The organism is Streptosporangium sandarakinum (assembly GCF_013409935.1).
GTDB lineage: Bacteria > Actinomycetota > Actinomycetes > Streptosporangiales > Streptosporangiaceae > Streptosporangium > Streptosporangium nondiastaticum.
Genome location: NZ_JACCCO010000001.1, coordinates 575284 through 593946, shown reverse-complemented (window position 1 = coordinate 593946; position 18663 = coordinate 575284). Strand labels below are relative to the sequence as shown.

General features: G+C 71.5%; 13 protein-coding genes and 1 riboswitch. Of the genes, 2 read left to right on the top strand and 11 right to left on the bottom strand.

Annotation, left to right across the window (positions count from 1 at the left end):
* Nucleotides 1-61 precede the first annotated feature (61 nt).
* The 7 genes from HDA43_RS02645 to HDA43_RS02615 all read right to left on the bottom strand — a co-directional run bounded on the left by HDA43_RS02645 (nt 62) and on the right by HDA43_RS02615 (nt 9263).
* The gene (locus tag HDA43_RS02645; RefSeq protein ID WP_179818133.1) at nt 62-2026 is read right to left on the bottom strand and encodes an AfsR/SARP family transcriptional regulator; all 1965 of its coding nucleotides are present in this window, start codon (nt 2024-2026) and stop codon (nt 62-64) included.
* Nucleotides 2027-2148: 122 nt separating this feature from the next.
* Entirely contained in the window at nt 2149-3156 is a 1008-nt protein-coding gene (locus HDA43_RS02640) for a LacI family DNA-binding transcriptional regulator (protein WP_179818132.1), read from the bottom strand.
* A gap of 32 nt (nt 3157-3188) precedes the next feature.
* Nucleotides 3189-4613, bottom strand: a complete 1425-nt coding sequence (locus HDA43_RS02635; protein WP_179818131.1) for a GH1 family beta-glucosidase — start codon at nt 4611-4613, stop codon at nt 3189-3191.
* Nucleotides 4610-5491: a carbohydrate ABC transporter permease gene (locus HDA43_RS02630; RefSeq protein WP_179818130.1), complete on the bottom strand. Its 882-nt coding sequence runs from the start codon at nt 5489-5491 to the stop codon at nt 4610-4612. The genes HDA43_RS02635 and HDA43_RS02630 overlap by 4 nt, the downstream gene beginning before the upstream one ends.
* Nucleotides 5488-6465, bottom strand: coding sequence for a carbohydrate ABC transporter permease (locus HDA43_RS02625; RefSeq protein WP_179818129.1), 978 nt, complete (start codon nt 6463-6465; stop codon nt 5488-5490). The genes HDA43_RS02630 and HDA43_RS02625 overlap by 4 nt, the downstream gene beginning before the upstream one ends.
* Before the next feature lie 80 nt (nt 6466-6545).
* Entirely contained in the window at nt 6546-7892 is a 1347-nt protein-coding gene (locus HDA43_RS02620; RefSeq protein ID WP_179818128.1) for an ABC transporter substrate-binding protein, read from the bottom strand.
* A gap of 678 nt (nt 7893-8570) precedes the next feature.
* Nucleotides 8571-9263, bottom strand: a complete 693-nt coding sequence (locus HDA43_RS02615; RefSeq protein WP_179818127.1) for a CHAP domain-containing protein — start codon at nt 9261-9263, stop codon at nt 8571-8573.
* An 18-nt stretch (nt 9264-9281) separates the two neighbouring features.
* Nucleotides 9282-9419, bottom strand: a riboswitch (cyclic di-AMP (ydaO/yuaA leader).
* A gap of 503 nt (nt 9420-9922) precedes the next feature.
* Between HDA43_RS02615 and HDA43_RS02610 the strand changes: the two genes are divergently transcribed.
* Both HDA43_RS02610 and HDA43_RS02605 read left to right on the top strand, forming a co-directional pair.
* Nucleotides 9923-10960 carry a hypothetical protein gene (locus tag HDA43_RS02610; RefSeq protein WP_179818126.1) on the top strand — a complete coding sequence of 346 codons (1038 nt, stop codon included), beginning with the start codon at nt 9923-9925 and terminating at the stop codon, nt 10958-10960.
* Between the two features lie 11 nt (nt 10961-10971).
* On the top strand, nt 10972-12171 hold the full coding sequence (locus HDA43_RS02605; protein WP_312872925.1) for a DUF6716 putative glycosyltransferase: 1200 nt from the start codon (nt 10972-10974) through the stop codon (nt 12169-12171).
* Between the two features lie 372 nt (nt 12172-12543).
* On the opposite strand, the gene HDA43_RS02600 is transcribed toward HDA43_RS02605, so the two are convergent.
* The 4 genes from HDA43_RS02600 to HDA43_RS02585 all read right to left on the bottom strand — a co-directional run bounded on the left by HDA43_RS02600 (nt 12544) and on the right by HDA43_RS02585 (nt 18621).
* The gene (locus tag HDA43_RS02600) at nt 12544-13890 is read right to left on the bottom strand and encodes a sensor histidine kinase (RefSeq protein ID WP_179818124.1); all 1347 of its coding nucleotides are present in this window, start codon (nt 13888-13890) and stop codon (nt 12544-12546) included.
* A gap of 107 nt (nt 13891-13997) precedes the next feature.
* On the bottom strand, nt 13998-15305 hold the full coding sequence (locus HDA43_RS02595) for a polysialyltransferase family glycosyltransferase (protein WP_179818123.1): 1308 nt from the start codon (nt 15303-15305) through the stop codon (nt 13998-14000).
* Complete coding sequence (locus tag HDA43_RS02590; RefSeq protein ID WP_179818122.1) at nt 15302-16246, bottom strand: glycosyltransferase family 2 protein; 945 nt, start codon at nt 16244-16246, stop codon at nt 15302-15304. Before HDA43_RS02590 ends, HDA43_RS02595 begins: the two co-directional genes overlap by 4 nt.
* 305 nt (nt 16247-16551) lie before the next feature.
* Nucleotides 16552-18621 carry an N-acetylneuraminate synthase family protein gene (locus tag HDA43_RS02585; RefSeq protein WP_179818121.1) on the bottom strand — a complete coding sequence of 690 codons (2070 nt, stop codon included), beginning with the start codon at nt 18619-18621 and terminating at the stop codon, nt 16552-16554.
* Between the last annotated feature and the right edge of the window lie 42 nt (nt 18622-18663).

Here is an 18663-nt window from a genome sequence, read left to right as displayed (position 1 = left end):
CCGGATCGGCCCCACCGGCCCCGCCGCCCGGTGTCCACCGGTCTTTTGAGCCGTTCCCGCCCTACCGCGGCGGCGATCCGGAACGGGGCCCGGACGCCGCGCCGGGCCGTTCGGGGTCCGGCCGTCCCGCGTGCCCCTGGGTGATGAGCCGCCCGCCGGGCCGTTCGAGGACGGCCCACCCCGGAAAGCCCGGCGCGGGGTGACGCGCGGCGGGTCGTCCGGGGACCCGCCCGTTCCGGACGACCTCCGAGGCGAAGCACCGCACCAGGCCGCCCACCCGGTAACGGGCCTGCTCCACGGGCTCGATGAGGCGCAGGTCGGCGAGGCGGCCCAGGGCGGCGGACGCGGTCACCGTGTCGCACGCGAGGGACCGCGCCACGTCAGCGGGGGTCAGTTCGACGGCCTGCGCCGTACCGAGGTGGTGGAAGAGCTCGACGGCCGCGCTGTCCACCGGGCCCGTGCCGGACAGCAGCACCCGGTAGTCGGCGTCGATGCTCTCCCGGATGGGCAGGTCGCCGTTGCCGAGCAGGTCCATCCGGTGGCGCTCGTCCGCGAGCAGGCCGGCGAAGGCCGCCAGCGACCACTCGCGCCGGGCGGCGAGCCGGGTGCCGGCCGCCCGCAGCGGACGCGGCAGGCACTCGCAGAGCTCGGCGATCCGGTTCGCCGCGGCGGGGTCGGCGTCCGTGCGGTCCGTGCCGCACAGCCCGGCCAGCAACTCGCGGGCGGCGTCACCCGGCAGGGGCAGGATCTCGACGTGCTCCGTACCCTCCAGCGTGGACAGCATGGCCCGGCTGGTGACGACGACCGGGCAGCCGTCGCAGGCCGTCAGCAGCGGCCGTACCTGGCCGTCGTCGAGGGCGTTGTCCAGCAGGACCAGCGGGGCGTCGTCACCGATGCGCAACCGGAGCACCTCGGCCGCCTGGACCGGGTCCCACGGGATCCGCTCGGCCGGCACGCCGAGGGCGGTCAGGAAACAGGTCATGACCCGCGAAGGGTCCGGGGGCGGCGCCCCGGGCCGGACGTCCTGGAGGTCGGCGTAGAGGTGCCCGCCGGGACGCCCGGCGGAGAGCAGCCGGAGGACGTGCCTGGCGAGCGCCGACTTGCCGACGCCGCCCGGGCCGTGCAGGACGATCCTGGCCGGACTCCGCGTCTCTCCGGCCAGGCGCGTCAGCTCCTTCACCTCCCGGTCACGGCCCACGAGGTCGCCCGGGGACGGGATCATCCGCGGGACCACCCGGCGGGCGCCGGACGGGCCGGGCCGCCGGGCGGGCGCGGGGACGAGTCCGGGGTCGCGGTTGAGCATCCGGCGCTGGAGGGCGACGAGGTCCGGGCCCGGCTCCAGACCGAGGCCCTCGCGCAGGACGGTCCGCGCCCTCTCGTAGGCGGCCAGCGCCGCCGCGACGTCGCCCGTGCGGTACAGCGCGAGCATGAGGTGGCCCCACAGCCGTTCCCTGGTGGGGTGCTCCGCGACGGTCTCGCGGAGCTCGTGGAGCATCTCGGCGTGCTCACCCAGGGACAGCCGGGCCTGCGCGAGGTCCTCCATGGCGAGGCAGCGCTGCTCGGCCAGGACCGCCAGCCGCGACGAGAGCTCGGGGGTGCGCGGCACGTCCTCGGCCTCCGCGCCGCGCCACAGCGCCAGGGCCGCCGACAGGTGGCGCAGGGCGGCCCGCGGGTCACCCCCGGCCAGCACGGCGCGCCCCTGCCGGGCGTTCTCCGTGAAGTCCGCGATGTCCGACTCGCCGTCGCGGACCTCCAGCGTGTAGCCGGGAGCGTGGGCGACGAGACGGTCGTGGTGGCCGCCCAGGACGTCGCGCAGGCGGTTGACGTACGTCCGCAGGTTGGCCACGGCCGAGCGAGGCGGCTCGCCCTCCCACACGGCCGCGGTCAGGCGGTCCAGGGAGACGACCCGCCCCGCCTCCAGCAGGAGTACGGCGAGCACGACGCGCTGCTTCGGCGGACCGAGCGGGACGAGGCGGCCGGAGTGGCGTATCTGGAGCGGGCCCAGCAGGTTGAACCGCAGAGTCATCAGACCTCCACGCGTTGACGCCGGGCCCGGGGCCCGGCGGACGTGCCCGGTGGAAAACCTTCTGCGCGTGGGACGCCGCCCACGATGACGTTCTGTCGGAAAGAGAGGACCCGCCGGGACGCTCAGGCCGAGTCGCGCTCGACCAGGTGGGTGTCCAGTATCACGACGGGCTGTTCCAGGCGCTCGCCGTTGATGCGGGCGACGAGGAGATGGGCCATCTGCCGGCCCATCGCCTCGGTCGGCTGGTGGACGCTGGTGAGCGTGGGGGAGGAGTGGGCGCCGGCGGGGGAGTCGTCGAACCCGATCACCGCCACGTCCGACGGGACCGCCCTGCCCTCCTCGCGCAGCACCCGCATCGCTCCGAGGGCCATCGGGTCGGAGGCGGTGAACACGGCGTCCAGGTCGGGGTGGTCGGCCAGCAGGCGGATCATCGCCTCCATGCCGCTCTCCTCGCTGAAGTCGCCGTAGTCCACGATCTCCGGCAGACCGGTGGCCAGCAGGGCGTCGCGGTAGCCGGCGAGCCGGTCGACGCCCACGCCCATGTCCTGCGGACCGGCGATGGTGGCGATCCTGGTGCGGCCCTTGCCCAGCAGGTACTTGACCGCCTGCCGGGCTCCGGCCCGGTTGTCGACGTCGACGTAGCTGTAGGGGGTGAGGCCGACGGGGCGGCCGCCGATGACGGTCGGCACGCCCATCGCCTCCAGGCGCTCGGGCAGCGGGTCGGCGCCGTGCAGCGAGATCAGCAGCACCCCGTCGACGTGCTGGCCGGTGAGGTAGTGCTCAAGCCGCTCGTGCTCCTGCTTCGACTGCGCCATCGCGAGGATCAGTTGCAGACCGGTCTCGGATAACGCCGAGCCGATGCCGCGAATGGTCCCGGCGAAGTAGGGTTCGTCGAAGACGCGTAGCTCCGACTCCGAGACCACCAGCGCGACCGTGTCGGTCCGCCGGGTGACCAGTGCGCGGGCCGCCCGGTTCGGGACGTACCCCAGCTCCTCGATGGCCTGCTGCACCGCCTCACGGGCCTTCTCGCTCACCTTGGGTGATCCGTTGATGACCCGTGACACGGTGCCGCGGCCGACACCGGCCAGTGCCGCGACCGCCTCAAGTGTCGGACGACGGTCGCCGTTCATGTCGCCTGCCCCCATGAAGATTCGCCGGCCCCTTATTCTGCCGGACCGTTCAGGCCTCCGCGCCTGATGGTCCCGGCATACCAGAGAGCACTTTCCTTGGGAATACGCTCTTGGGTCGCATAGTCGACGCGGACCAGGCCGAAGCGCTTGTCGTATCCCCACGCCCACTCGAAGTTGTCCATCAGGGACCAGGCGAAGTAACCCCTCAGGGGCACCCCCGCCTCGATCGCCGCATGGCAGGTGCGCAGGTGGGTCTCGATGTAGTCCACTCTCTCACGGTCGTGGACCACGCCGTCGTCGCCCACGACGTCCTCGAAGGCGGCGCCGTTCTCGGAGATGACCAGCGGCACGCTCGGGTACTCCCGGGCCAGCCGCAGCAGGATCTCCCGCAGGCCGGTGTCGTCGATCTCCCAGCCCATGGCGGTGACCGGCCGGCCTGCCTGGACGAACGACACGGCCTCGCTGCCGACCCAGGGCGAGCCCGCGTCGGTCGGCGCCGCCGCCGCCGACGCCGCGCCGCCGGGGATGCCGGAGACGGTGAAGCGGCTGTAGTAGTTGATCAGCAGCATGTCGATCGGGGTGGAGATGATCTCCATGTCCCCGTCCTCGGCGAAGTCCGCCATCCCGTCGAGGTCGATCAGCACGTCCTCGGGGTAGGCGCCCCTGAGCAGCGCGTCCAGGAAGAAACGGTTCTGCAGGCCGTCGATGCGGCGGGCGGCGTCCCGGTCGGCCTCGGACTCGGTCTGCGGGGAGATCGCGTAGAGGTTGACGCAGCCGCCGATCATGCTGTCGGACCGCTGGGCCCGCATGGCCTGGGTGGCCAGGCCGTGCGCGAGCAGCAGGTGGTGGGCGGCCCGTACCGCCTGGGTCGGCTCGCGCCGTCCGGGGGCGTGCTCGCCGGAGGCGTAGCCCAGGAAGGCCGCGCACCACGGCTCGTTCACCGTGCTCCAGTTGCGCACCCGGTCGCCGAGGGCGTCGTGTACGGCCGCCGCGTAGTCGGCGAAGCGCTTCGACGTCTCCCGTGACGGCCAGCCGCCCGCGTCCTCCAGCGCCTGGGGGAGGTCCCAGTGGTAGAGCGTCACCCACGGGTCCACGCCCCGCTCCAGCAGCTCGTCGACCAGGCGGCTGTAGAAGTCGAGGCCCCCGGGGTTGACCGGGCCGGAGCCGTCGGGCTGGATCCGCGGCCAGGAGACGGAGAACCGGTAGGCGCCCAGGCCCAGCTCGGCCATCAGCCGCACATCGTCGCGGTAGCGGTGGTAGTGGTCGATCGCCACGTCGGCGTTCTCGCCGTTGACGATCCGGCCGGGCTGGCGGACGAAGGTGTCCCAGATGGACCGCCCGCGCCCGTCCTCCTCGACGGCGCCCTCGATCTGGTAGGCGGAGGTCGCCGCCCCCCAGACGAAGTCCGCCGGGAACAGCAGTTCCGCGGCCTGTAGCCGGGTTTCTTGCGTGGTCACGCCTTGACCGCACCTTCCATGAGGCCGCCGACGATCTGACGACCGAACGCGACGAAGACGATGAACAGGGGGAGGACCGAGGCCGCCGTGCCGGTGAAGAGCATGACGTAGTCGGTGCCGTGGGCTTGGTTGAGCGCGGCGATCGAGGTCTGCACCACCGGGTTGTCCGGAGTCAGCACGATCAGCGGCCACATGAACTCGTTCCAGGTCTGCATGAAGACCAGGAGGGCGAGCACCGCCATGCCGGGCCGCAGCGCGGGCAGGATGACGTTGGCGTAGATCCGCATGGTGGAGGCCCCGTCGACCCGGGCCGCCTCGACGAGCTCGTCCGGCACCGCCTGCTGGGCGTACTGGGTCATCATGAAGACCCCGAAGCCGTTGACCAGGAACGGCAGGATCACCGCCTTGATCTGGCCGGTCCAGCCCAGGTCGACCATGAGCTGGTACAGCGGCACCACGCCCATCTGCTGGAGCGGCACCATCATCGTCAGCAGGATCAGGCCGAGCAGGATCTTGCCGCCCTTGAAGCGGAGCTTGGCGAAGGCGAAACCGGCCAGGGTGGAGATGAGCACGACCGATACGGTCACGGTGATCGAGATGATCGCCGAGTTGGTCAGGCCGAGGAGGAAGTGGGCGTCCTCGGTGTTCAGCAGCCGCTCGATGTTCTCCCCGAGGCGGCCGCCGGGCAGCAGCGGCGGGGGCACCTCGCTGGCGTCGTCGTTCGTCCGCGTCGCCATGATGAACATGTAGTAGATCGGGAAGGCCGACACCACGAGCGCGAGGGCCAGGACGACCTTCGTCAGCGGGGTCGCGTCCCAGATGTGGCTCGGCGCGGATCCGGTCCTCGCCGGGCGGCTCCGGGCGTGGATCGCCGTCATTTGTTACCCCCGATGCGGCGGGTGAAGGAGTAGTTGATGAGGGTGCCGATGAGGATCAGCGCGAACAGCAGCCACGCCGCGGCGGCCGCGTAACCGAAGTCGAAGTCGCGGAACGCCTCCTTGACGATGAACATCGCCACCGTCTGGTACTGGCCGGTGGCGCCGCCCGCCATGGTGGGGTTGCCGTCGAACAGGACGGGCTCGGTGAACAGCGTCAGTCCGCCGATGGTGGAGATGAAGACGATGAAGATGATCGTCGGGCGCAGCATGGGGATGGTGATCTGCCAGAACTGCCGGCGGGCCGACGCGCCGTCGAGGGCGGCGGCCTCGTAGAGGTCCTTGGGGATGGTCTGCATCGCGGCGAGCAGGATGATCGCGTTGTAGCCGGTCCAGCGCCAGTCGACCATCGTGGAGATCGCGATCCAGGCGGTCCAGCTCTCGTTCTGCCAGTTGATCGCATCGACCCCGAACAGGCCGAGGAACCAGTTGATCATTCCGTAGTCGCGCCCGTAGAGCTGGGTGAACACGACGGCGACGGCGACGACGGAGGTGATCATCGGCAGCAGCACGCCGAGGCGGAAGAAGAGACGGCCCCGGATGCGCTTGTTGAGCGCGTTGGCGAGGATGAGCGCGAGGACGAGCTGCGGAACCGTCGAGATGACGAACATCGCGAGCGTGTTGACCACCGCGTTCCAGAAGGTCGCGTCGGTGATCAGGGAGATGTAGTTGTCGATCCCGATGAACGACTTGTCGCCGGCGAGCTCCCAGTCGTAGAGGGAGACCCAGAGGGTGTAGCCGAGCGGGAAGACGCCGAAGACGGCGAAGAGCAGGAAGTAGGGGGAGACGAGGAAGTAGGGGGTCGCCCGGAGGTCGAACCTGGCGAGTCCGCCGCCCCGTCCCGAGCCGCGGTGTCCGGGGGATCGGCGCGGGACCCGTGACCGGGCCGGGGCCGGAGTGTCGACGTGCAGGGTCATCGATAGCCTTTCAGCGATGGGCAGGCGACCGGCCCGGCGGCGGGGTCACCGACGCCGGGCCGTGCCGATCGGGACGGGGGTCAGCCCGCGGCCTTGACGCCGGCTTCGACGAACTTCTGCCACGCCTGGTCGTAGGGGATCGAGCCCTGGTCCATGCCCTCCAGGACCTTCTCCACCGAGGTCTTCACCTGGGCGTGCTTCTCACCCAGGAAGACCGGCAGCAGGCCCTTGACCGACTCGCCGAAGATCTGGCCGGTCGGGGCGTTGTTGAAGTAGTCGCTCTTCAGGTCCTTGACCGCCGGGTCCTCCTGGGCGGGGATGGAGCTGGGGAAGGCGTTGGCCTCCTGGAAGGCCATGACGTGGCCCTCCTTGCCGGTGAGGTAGTTCAGGACCTCCGCGGCCTCCTTGGGGTGCTTGCTCTGCTTGGTGATCGCCAGGTAGGAGCCGCCCCAGTTGCCGGCGCCGCCGGGAACCCCGGCCACGTCCCACTTACCCGAGTTGCCGGGACCGGAGTTGTCCTTGATCACGCCGACCATCCAGGCCGGGCAGCCCATGACGGCGAAGCCGCCCTTCTTCAGCGCGGCGTTCCACGGAGGGGTGAAGGAGGCGAGCTTGGCGGTCATGCCCGCCTGGCTGAAGGTCTTCACCGTCTCGAACGAGGTCTTGACGGCCGGGTTGCTCTCAAGGATGAGCTGGTTGTTCTTGTCGAAGTAGTTGACGTTGCCGTTCTTCGGCGCCTCCTGCGACAGCAGCACGTTGTACAGGGTGTTGGGGCCGTCGAGGAACTTCGGGTCGCCCTTGCCGGGGTTGGCGGCCTGGAACTTCTTGCCGACCTCCATGAAGGTGGTCCAGTCCGGCCAGAGCTTGGTGACCTCGTCGCGCTCACCGGGGAGGCCGGCCTTCTCGAACAGGTCCTTGCGGTAGCACATCGCCATGCCACCGATGTCGGTGCCGAGGGCGAAGAGCTTGCCGTCCTTGTTGATGCCGTTCTCCCACTTGGCGGCGGGGAAGTCGCTCTTGCGCTTGTCCAGGCCGTACTCGGCGAGGTCGGCGAAGAACTGCGGGCGGGCCTTCATCAGGCCCATCGCGCCCTCGTCGATGCCGACGACGTCGGCCGCGCCGCTGCCGGCCTGCAGGCGCTGCAGGAGCTGGGGCAGGAAGACGTCCTCGAAGCGGTCGGTCGGGTTCTCGTGCTTGATCTGGATGTTCGGGTGCGACGCGTTCCAGGTCTCGACGGCCTTCTTGTAGCCGAAGTTCGCGCCGCCGCCGAAGGTCTGCACGGTGATGGTCACCGGCTCGGAGGCCGAGCCGCCCGAGGCGGCCGTGTTCTTGGCGGGCTCACTCGAACTGCAGGACGTGACCGCCAGTGCTGCGGCGGTCATCACCACGACGGCGGCGAGCGTGCCGTGCCGCTTGGTGTTCAACATTCCGGACCCCTCTCAGGTGGTCGCCCGAATCGATTGGGAGGTGACATCGCGAACCGGCCCCCGACGAACGCGATCGGCGATGGGTGGCGCGCAGGCCACTTTTGGGAGCGCTCCCACGAAGACTGGACGATGGGCAACCGGCGCGTCAATATGCCGAAACGTAACCGTTACATCGCGGGGTTTCCAGGGCGGTGAACGGTCATTAAGGTGACAAACTACGCGATCAGGTGTTTGGGAGCGCTCCCACCCCAACTCGGTACGGCGCGGCGAACGCCCGCCAACCCGGGACCATCCGGCACGTCAGGGACTGCCCGGCCCGGTCCCGCGGCGCGGGCGACCTGGGCGGAAAGCGATTTACGGCGGTGCGTGGACGGGTGCTCGCGGCGGGCCCATGACCGGGCGCCCCCGGAGGACGCGTGGACGGGCGCCCAGGGCGGACGTATACGGCGGGCACACGAACGGGTGCTTGTGGCGGGCGCATACGGCGGCGCGTGGACGGGTGTTCACGGCGGTGCGCCCCGGCCGGGTGAAGGGCCGGTAAAAGCGTCGGGAAAAGCCGAGACGGCGACCCGGTCGTGCCGGGTCGCCGTCTGGTGGCCCCCGCCGCCCCTGGAGGAGTGGGGTGGCGGGGAGGGGATGAGGGAAGGGGGAGGGGGCTGAGAAGCCGTGAGGCGCCCGTCAGTCGTTGTAGTCCGGGTAACCGTAACCGTCGACCTGGGAGACCGGCCGGACGCGCTCCTCGACCTTGCCGTTGCCCGTGTTGCCCTCGATCGTGGTGATCGTGCCGTCGCCGTTGTCCTTCTTGACGAGGCCGACGTGGTCGATGGCGTCGATGTCGTTGCTGCCGCCCCAGTCGAAGAAGACCACGGCGCCGGGCTTCGGGGTCTGGCCCCAGCGCCCGTTGTCGGCGAACCACTTGGCGTAGGAGACGGTGTAGGCGTCCCAGCCCACGGTGTGCCGGGCACCGGCCTGCTCGCCGACCCAGGAGACGAACATCGCGCACCATGGGGCGTTGGCGTAGTCCTGGATCCTGCCGCCGTCACGGGCGACGGTCTCCTTGGCGCGCTCGCTGGAGACGTACCAGTCCTGGAACTTGGTGCCGCCGCCGGCGGCGTTCTCCGAGATGCCGATCTGCTTGGCGGCGATGTCGAGAACCCGCTGGGCGCTGGTCTTGGGCAGGCTCTGGGCCTGGGCCTGGGCCTGGGCCTCGGCCTTGGTGTTCTTGCTGACGGATTCGGCCTGCGGGCCGGAGACGTGGCTGTCGGCGAGGGCGGGAACGGTGGTGGCGGCTCCGCCGGCGAGGACGATGGACGCACCCACGAGGACGCGGGCCAGGTTGTGCTTCTTGGGAGTGAGGCGGTTCTTGGCCATGCGGGGGTTCGACTCCTTGCTTCGCTTCCATACCGCCTACCGGGTTAGCTGACGGGTTCGGGCTGGGAAGTGCCCTACGGCGCGCGAAGGCGCTGATTCACCCCAGAAATTGGTTCCCCGGTTCCGCGAGAGCCGCGGATTCGGCGGCCGCGCTCATCGACCAATGGATCGATTGCGATGATGCGCGGTCGGGCAATGTGCCGGTGAGATACGGGTCTGTGGACCTCGGTACTCACCGCGAACGAGTAGAACGTACGTGCTGCTCCACGCCGATTGCAAGCTCTTGCATTGCCCTGACTTGGGAAAACACCGGTTTTCGATGATCGTCGACTTCCCGGTCCGAAGATCGGGGACTTCGGGGCCGAGGCTTTCGCAAGAGCCGGAAACCCTTGCTGCGCAGGGGTTTCCGCATTGCGGAGCCGGTGGGACGCGGGCATGCCGGACGATTTCTCCCGGCTGTAACCTTCCTCAAGGTAGATCTTTTTAAAGGGGGTTTGTTTTACCTGTTCAGCGCCCTCGCCAGGCGTCATATGGGCGGTGCGCGGACCCCGCGCCGGAGCCCTCCAAGACCCGTGCCGGTCCCCGCGCATCCCCGCGTGTTCCGATGTTCACCCGCGGTTCCCGGCCGCGTAAGGCGCCCCGGTTACGGTGAGGCGATCGTGAACGGGTCATCGCCCGGCGTGGAGGAGGGGCGGGACCACGCGCGGGAACAGCCTTCGGCCGTCGCCTGGGCGGAATCCCCCCTGCAACTGCTCTGCGTGGTCGAGGCATGCCACGCCGGGCTGCTCGGCGCCCACGTCAGGGTGATGTCCCGCGCCGGGTCGCGCCCGCTGGCCGCCACCCGCCGGGAGCTGGCCCGCCTCGCCCTCCCCGCGGGCCTGGAGCAGGCCCGCCCGGCGCCCGGACCGCCCAAGCCCCGGCGGGGCGTGACCTGGGTGATCGGCGACGCCTTCTCCGGCCGGGTCCAGGCCCGCTGGCTCACCGCCCTCCCCGGCCGGATCGTGGTCGTCGACGACGGGCTGGCCACGATCAGGCTCCTGGAGCTGCTCGCCGGGCCGCCCGGCAAACCGCTGCTGCGGGCCCGGGCCGCCGCGGGCCCGCTGCGCTCCGTCCTCGGCGCGGCGGCCGGCCTGCGGCTGCGCGCGGCCGCCCGGTCGGGCCGGCTGACGGTCTTCACCGCGCTGCCCGTCCCGGACGACCTGGGGCGCGCCGTACGCGGCAGGGGGACCGAGCTGGTCGTCCACGACTTCGCCTGGCTGCGCGCCCAGCCTCCGCGCCGACTCCGGCCACAGGAGCCCACGGTCGTCCTCGGCACCTCGCTGGTGCGCAACGGCCTGATCCACCGCGACCGCTATCTCGCCTGGCTCGCCGGGGTGGGAGCGGCCGGTCCGGTGGCCTACTTCCCGCACCGCCGGGAGGACCAGGGCGACCTCGAACGGGTCGCCGCACAGCCCGGCGTCACCGTCTACGACGCCGGGATCCCCGCCGAGATGACCCTGCGGGGACTGGACCCGGGGCAGCGGGTGCTCAGCCTGCCGTCCACCGCCGTCACCTCGCTGCGGGTCCTGCTGGCGTCCCGGGGCGTCACAGTGGAGGCGGTGGACGTCCCCGACGAGTGGTGGACCGCTCAGGCCGCGCCCTCCCTCCGCTCACACCTGTCGATGTTCGCCCATCACGACACCGGAGTCACAAGGTGAAGGTCCTGGCCGTGGCCGACTCGGATTCCTACCTGAAGTGGGCCGCCCACCTGCTCGCGGACCTTCCCGGCGGCTGTACGGCGGAGCTGGCGGTGATCCGTACCCCCATCGCGCCCTCACCGGCGCAGATCCGCGCGGCCGTCACCGGCGTGGCCGCCGACCCGCCGGTGCTGTCGGCGCGGGCGCTGCGCCGGGCGGCCGAACGGCTGCGACCCGACGCGGTGCTGGCCGCCTGCACCGGCCCGGTGGTGGACGTGCTGGTCGCCGAGGTGCTCGCCGGCCTCTCGCCGAGACCGGTGTTCGTCTCAGGGCTGCCGGGCATCTCCGTCCCGGCAACCGAGAAGGCGTGGCTGTTCCGCAGCGGCTGCGACCTGTTCGTCCTGCACAGCGGGCGGGAGGTGGCGGAGTTCACCGAACTCGGCCGGAGGCTGGGCGGCGGTGGCGCGGTCGGACTGGCCCGGCTGCCGTTCCTGCCCGCGGGCCAGGCACCGCCCGCCTCCGGTCCGCGCGACCGCGTGGTGTTCGCCGCCCAGGCCAAGGTGCCCAGGCGCAGGGAGGACCGGGAGCGGATCCTGCTGTCCCTGGCCGGACTGGCCGGGCGGCGGCCGGACCTGGACGTCGTGGTCAAGCTCCGCGCCCTGGACGACGAGCGCCAGACCCACGCCGAGCGGCACCCCTACCGGCGGCTGTGGCGGGAGCTGGCCGAACGGGCCACGGTCCCCGCCGACGCCGTGCGGTTCGAGGCCGGCCCGATGCGCGACCACCTCGCCCGCGCGGCGGGATTCGTCACGGTCAGCTCGACCGCCGCACTGGAGGCGATCGCCTGCTCCGTGCCGCTGCTGGTGCTGTCGGACTTCGGGGTGGGCGCCGAGACGATCAACCTCGTCTTCGAGGGGAGCGGGCTGCTCGGCACCCTCGGCGACCTGGCCGATGGGCGCTTCCTCACCCCGGACGAGGAGTGGTGCCGGGCCAACTACTTCCACCCCGGCGGCTTGGACGACTGGACCTCCCACCTGGTCACCCTGGTCGGCAAGGCCCGATCGGGACGCCTGGTGCCGGCCCGCTCCCTGCTCGACGGGCCGGCGTACGCCGCCGCCCGCCGCCGCGCCCGGCTGCGCGTGGAGGTCCCGCCCAGAGTGCTGCGCGCCGGCCGCCGCGCCCGGCGCAGGATGAACCGCTACCTCAAGATCTCGTACTCATGGCGACGCTAACGCGTCGCGGCTCGGGGCTGTATTTATGGCGACGCTGCGCGTCGCGGCTCGGGGGCTGGTGTCCGGTGTCTTCCCTCGTCACTTCGTCGCTGCGCGGCTGCGTTCCTCAGTCCAGACACCGGCGCCCCCCTCGCTGTGTTCATGGCGACGCTGCGCGTCGCGGCTCGGGGGCTGGTGTCCGGTGTCTTCCCTCGTCACTTCGTCGCTGCGCGGCTGCGTTCCTCAGTCCAGACACCGGCGCCCCCCTCGCTGTGTTCATGGCGACGCTGCGCGTCGCGGCTCGGGGGCTGGTGTCCGGTGTCTTCCCTCGTCACTTCGTCGCTGCGCGGCTGCGTTCCTCAGTCCAGACACCGGCGCCCCCCTCGCGGCTCCTCAGTCCAGACACTGGCGTTCCCTCGTGGGCTCCTCTGTCGGACCGGTGTCTCCTGGCAGCAGGGGGAGTCGTAGGACGAAACGGGCGCCGTGTTCGCAGTCGGCGATGTCCAGGCTGCCGCCGTGGCCCTCGGCGATCTCCCGGGCGATCGGCAGGCCCAGCCCGCTGCCGCTCGCGTCGCGCTCTCGGCCCTCCTTCAGCCGGACGAACCGCTGGAACACCCGCTCCCGGTCGGCCTCCGGGATGCCGCCGCCGTCGTCGATGACCTCCAGCACCGCGTGCTCCGAATCGGCATCGGGGCGGACCTTCACCTGCACCTCGTGCTCGGCGTGCCGCAGCGCGTTGTCCACCAGGTTGGTCAGCACCCGGGCCAGCTGCAGCCGATCGCCCTCGACCAGCGCGCCCGCCGCCAGGTCGCGGGTGATCTCGTCGGGGCGGCGGTCCAGCTCGGTGCGGACCAGCTCGCCCAGGTCGATCCGCTCGTGGCCGGCCGGTGCGGTGGCGTCCAGCCGGATCACCGCCAGCAGGTCGTCCACCAGCAGTTGGAGCCGGTCGATCGCGCGGTCCAGCCCCTCGAGCGTCGCGTCGGTGTCCGGTTCGGGATCGGACATCGCCAGGTCGAGCTGGGTCCGCAGGGCCGTGACCGGGCTGCGCAGTTCGTGGGAGGCGTCGGCGGCGAACCGCCGCTGCCGGCCGACGGCCTCCTCCAGCCGCCCCAGCGTGGCGTTGACGGTCTCCGCCAGCCTCCTGAACTCCTCCGGATGCTGTGGCTCCGGCACCCGCCGGCCCAGGTCGGTGGCGGTGATCTCATGCAGCTCCGCGCGGATGCCCTCGATCGAGGCGAGCGCCCTGGACATGGTCAGCCAGGTGGCCAGGGAGACCAGGCCCACGCAAACCAGCCCGGCCGCGCCGATCAGCGCCGCCCGCGGCGGGTCGAAGAACAGTCCGGGCTCCGGCTGCGCGGCGTAGACCATTCCACCGGGGACGGCGTAGCCCACGGTGATCATCCGCTGTCCGTTCCAGGTGACGGTCCCTTTCCAGTTCGGTTCTCCCATGGCCGGGCGGGCCGTCGTGAGAGGCCGCCGGTCGGCCGACTCGGGCGCGGTGCCGGCCACCCTCCCGCCGATCACCAGCTGGGCGACCCCGCTCTCCTCGGCGGCCACCAGGGTGGGCGTGCTGTCCTCCCGGACGATCGCCGCGTTCTGCCGCGCCAGCGACGTGACCTGATCGCGCACCTCGCCGTCCTCCAGCCGTTGGAGAACGGCGAGCAGCCCCAGCCAGCCCAGCACGACGACCACCGTGGTCAGTAGCGCGGCGATCACGGTGCTGCGCGTCCGCAGCGTCATCCCCCTGCCTCTCGATCGCCCTCTCAGCGCGGTTCCCGAACCGCATTCAAAACGACTGAAGGACGATATTCCCAGGTCAAGGGGCACATATGTCTGAATTTTGGGTTTTACAGGAGCGTCTGCGACAGACGCCGCCGGAGACGGCCGAGCGTCCCCGGCGCCGTACGGTCCCGGGCGGGAAGCAGCTCCAGGGCGGACAGTCTCTGGCGCTTGAAGTAACGATCGGGACCGTGCGCGTCCAGGTGGGCGGACGCGGCCTCGCGCAGGCCGGGATGGGCCCCGGCGCGCATGCAGTAGCCGACCGCGCGGACCAGGGCGGGCAGGTCCACCGGTGGCGGATCGCTCACCGACCCGTCGGCCGCCAGCCGGGGCAGCAGGGCGTCGGTGATCGTCACCGGGATCCGGTTGCTGTTCTCGTACGGCGAGAGCCGCTCCAGAACCAGCTCGCCCCCCATCGCCGCCACCGGCAGGCCGTAGTGGTTCCTCGCGGTGATCAGCGCGGTGGAGAAGCAGCCGACGACCAGCCCGGGCCGCAGGGCCGCGAAGTACGACTCGGCGGGGACGCTCTCCGTGGCGACCTCCAGTCTGACGCCCAGTTCCGCGGCCGTCTCCCGCAGCCGGAGGGCATGCCGGCGCCCGGCCGCCGGGTGGGGCTTGAACAGGACGGTGCCGAACCCCCGGGCGGCCACGCCGCGCAGCATGTCCGCGTGCAGCCCCGCCTCCTCGTCGGCGGTGACGATGCCGAGCGCCGACAGGTACTGGCCCAGGATCATCGCCCGGCTCTCCGGAGCCCCGGGCACGTCCGGAGCTGCCGCGGCCGGGTCCACCGCCGAGGTCACCGACTCCACCACGTCCAGGAACGCCCGGTCCGGGAGGGCGTCGGCGGGCACGCCGTACTCCGACAGCAGCAGTGGGGCCAGGCCCGGCACCAGGTCGAGGTGGAGCAGCCGGGTGATCCGCCCGGAGATCTCCAGCGGCAGGGCGTCACGGGTGGGGCCGTAGCTCATCAGGCCGTCGGAGTAGACGGTGATCGGGCAGTCCCTGACCAGCGTGGCGACGGTCCGGGCGGGCGGCACCGCGACGGACTCCAGGACCAGCTCGCACAGGTCGTCACCGAGGGAGAGCCGCGTGGCCAGCAGGCGGCTCAGCATCGGGACCTCGATGGCGCGCGCCTTCCAGTCCGACGGGTGCATCGGTGCCACGATCTCGTTCCACGAGTGGACCTCGTCGAAGCGCGGGCGCAGCGGGGCGAACCCCGGAGCCTCGTCCAGCGACGGCGTGACCTCCGGGACGGCGGCGTTGTTGGAGACCAGCAGGATCCGCCGGTCATCGCGCGGCCCGAAACGGCCGTCGTCGATCGCGGCCGCCAGCGTCATCGCCCCGAACAGCGTCGAGGCGTAGAACAGCCGTGTCATCGCTCCTCCAGCAGCTTCCGCAGGACCGCGTCGCGCTCCGGCCCCAGGCTTCCGGCCTCGGCCAGCAGGCCGGCGGGCAGCCGCCGCAGGGCCTGGGCGCCTCGAGCCTCGAAGCGGGCGCGCAGCTCCGGGGAGAAGCGGTCGCCCAGCTCCAGATGGTGGACCAGCAGCGCGCAGAAGGTACGGGCGGCCTTGGCGGCGAACTCCTCCTCCGCGTCCCTCTCCAGGTCGGCGAAGACCAGGTCGAACGCGTCGAAGAAGTGCAGTTGCCGGGCGTCCCCGACCTGGGTCAGTGAGCCCGCCACCATCCGGCGGTAGAAGATCCCGGCCAGCGGCACCACCGCGAAGGACGCGGCCCGCCGGTGCAGCCGCCAGATCCACGGCCGGTCCTCGGCGGTGTGCAGACGACCGGGGAAGGTCAGCAGCCCGCCCAGGTCACGGCGGTAGATCCCGGCCCAGGCGTAGGGGTAGTCCACCATGGTCCGAGACGACAGGGGCAGGATGTGCTCGCGCGGCTTCAGCACCACCCCGCGAACGGCCGGCGGAGCCCGGTGGATCACCCTCCGACGACCCTCGGCCTGAACGTGGTCCACCCGGACGAAGTCGCAGCCGAGCCGCTCGATCGCCGCCACCAGGTCGGCCAGGTAGCCCGGGGCGAGCCAGTCGTCGCCGTCCATGAAGGTCAGGTAACGGCCGGAGGCCAGCGACACTCCCTGGTTGCGGGCGTCGGCCAGCCCCACGGGCGTCTCGTTGCGCAGCACGACCAGACCGGGCAGCTCGTCGCGGAAGTCCTCGATGATCTGCCCGGTCCGGTCCACCGAACCGTCGTCCACCACGATGAACTCGAAGTCCCGCCGCGCGTTCCGGGCGAGGGACGCCAGCGCGTCGGCCACGTACGTCTCAACGTCCCGCACCGGCAGGACGACCGACAACCTGATCAAGGTTCCCTTTCAAGGTCACACCCACCCGCGAAGGGGCGCCGGTGTCTGGACTGAGGAACGAAGGAGCGTAGCGACGTAGTGACGAGGGAAGACACCGGACTCAAGCCCCGGAGCCGCGACACGAAGTGTCGCCATGAACACAGCGAGGGGGCGCCGGTGTCTGGACTGAGGAACGAAGGAGCGTAGCGACGTAGTGACGAGGGAAGACACCGGGCTTGAGCCCCCGAGCCGCGACGCGCAGCGTCGCCATGAACACAGAAGACACCGGGTTTGAGCCCCCGAGCCGCGACGCGCAGCGTCGCCATCTACACGGTGACGCGCCGCAGGCGGGCCTTCGGCCCCTCCTCGCCGGGGAAGATCCGCTTCACGCCGTCGCCCAGTGCGCTCTCGATGACGCGGATGTCGCGGACCAGGTGCTCCAGCCCGGCCGGCTCCAGCGAGGCGGCGTGGTCGGAGCCCCACATCGTGCGGTCGAGTGTGATGTGCCGTTCCACGGCCACCGCCCCCAGGGTCACCGCGGCGAGTGAGATCTGCAGGCCGCGCTCGTGGCCGGAGTAGCCGACCGGCACGCCGTACCGCTCCTGGAGGGTGTGGATCGTGCGGAGGTTGGCCTCCTCCGGGGGGAGGGGGTAGGTGGATGTGGCGTGCATCAGCACGAGCCTGGAGGTGCCGAGGATCTCCACCGCCCGGTCGATCTCCTCCAGCGTGGACATGCCGGTGGACAGGATGACCGGCTTGCCGGTGGCGGCGAGGGCGCGCAGCAGCTCCAGATCCGTCACGCTCGCCGAGGCGACCTTGTGCGTGACCACGTCCATGGACTCCAGGAACTCCACCGACGGCACGTCCCACGGTGAGGCGAACCAGTGGACGCCCCGCTCGCGGCAGTGCTCGGCGATCGCGGTGTACTCGTTCCGGCCGAACTCGGTCCTGAGCTTGTACTCCAGGTAGGTCATCTCGCCCCACGGCGTCTGCCGGATCTGGTCGCGCTGCTCCGGCGGCACGCAGATCTCCGGGGTGCGCTTCTGGAACTTGACGGCCTGGCAGCCCGCCTCGGCCGCCACGTCGATGAGCCTGCGCGCGATGTCGAGGTCGCCGTTGTGGTTGATCCCGATCTCGCCGATCACGTAGACCGGCAGGCCCGCGCCGACCGGCGTGTCGCCGATCCGTACCGGTCTGGCGGCCGGGGTCACCCTCGGTTCGGCGCGGGGGACGGGCACGGACGCGGGCGCGGGCGCCGCCCCGGGTTCGGGGCGCGCGGCGAGGATCCGGTCGCACAGTTCCCGTACGGCCCCCGCCCCGCCGGGCCTGGTGAGCACCACCCGGGCGGCGGCGCGGACCCGGGGGTGGGCGTCGGGCACGGTGACGGGCCAGCCGACCTCGCTCATCGGGCCCAGGTCGTTGACGTCGTTGCCGACGTAGGCGACGCGGGCCGGGTCCAGTCCCTCGATGGCCAGCCAGTCGCGCAGCACGGTCCGCTTGTCGGTCAGCCCCTGCAGGACCGGCACGTCGAGCTTGCGGGCGCGGGCGGCGACCACCGGGTTCCGCTCGGTGGACATGATCAGCAACTTGACGCCGGACCCGCGCAGCAGCGCCACCCCCATGCCGTCGGAGCGGCTGACCGCGACCATCTCGCGGCCGTCCTGGTCGACGTAGGCGCGGTCGTCGGTGTGCACGCCGTCGAAGTCGGTGACCACGGCGTCCACGTCGAGGGGTTCGGGCCGGTCCACGAACGGCGCCAGCGCCCGGACGATCTCCAGGTCCTCGGGGGAGTCGACCTCGACGGCGTGCCGCGACGGCACGGGCTGCACGGCGACCCGGCCGAAGAAGCGGTGCCCGTGCTCGCGCAGGCCGTCGGCGCGCATCGCGTAGAACGCGCCGGTCTCGCGGAAGTGCGGCTCGCGGTCCTGCCGGCGCGGGCGGAAGGACGGGTCGTGGTTGACGCCCGCGCCGGCGGCGTCCCACAGGAACTCGTGCGTCTCCACGCCGGAGAACACCACGTCCGCGCTGCCGTCCAGGATCCTGGTGACGGCGGCGTCGAGGTCGGCCGGGTCGATGAACGCGCTGGTGCACTGGACCAGCACGACCACCTCCGGGCTTTCGGGAAGCCGGTCGAGCACGTGCAGAACCGCCGACTCGCTGGAGGCGGTGGCCCCGCTCAGCTCCTCCGGCCGCTCGACCACCTCCGCCCCGGACTCGCGGGCCACCCGGGCGATCTCCGCGTGGTCGGTGCTGACCACGACCTCGTCGATCAGCTCGGCCCGCGCGCAGGCCCGCACCGCGCGGGTGACCAGCGGGGTGCCGCCCACCGCGGCCAGGTTCTTCAGCGGCACGCCCACGGAACCGCCACGGGCGGGCACAACGGCCAGGACTCGCAAGGTGACTCCTCGTGACACGGGACGAACGCCCTTGAATCGGGG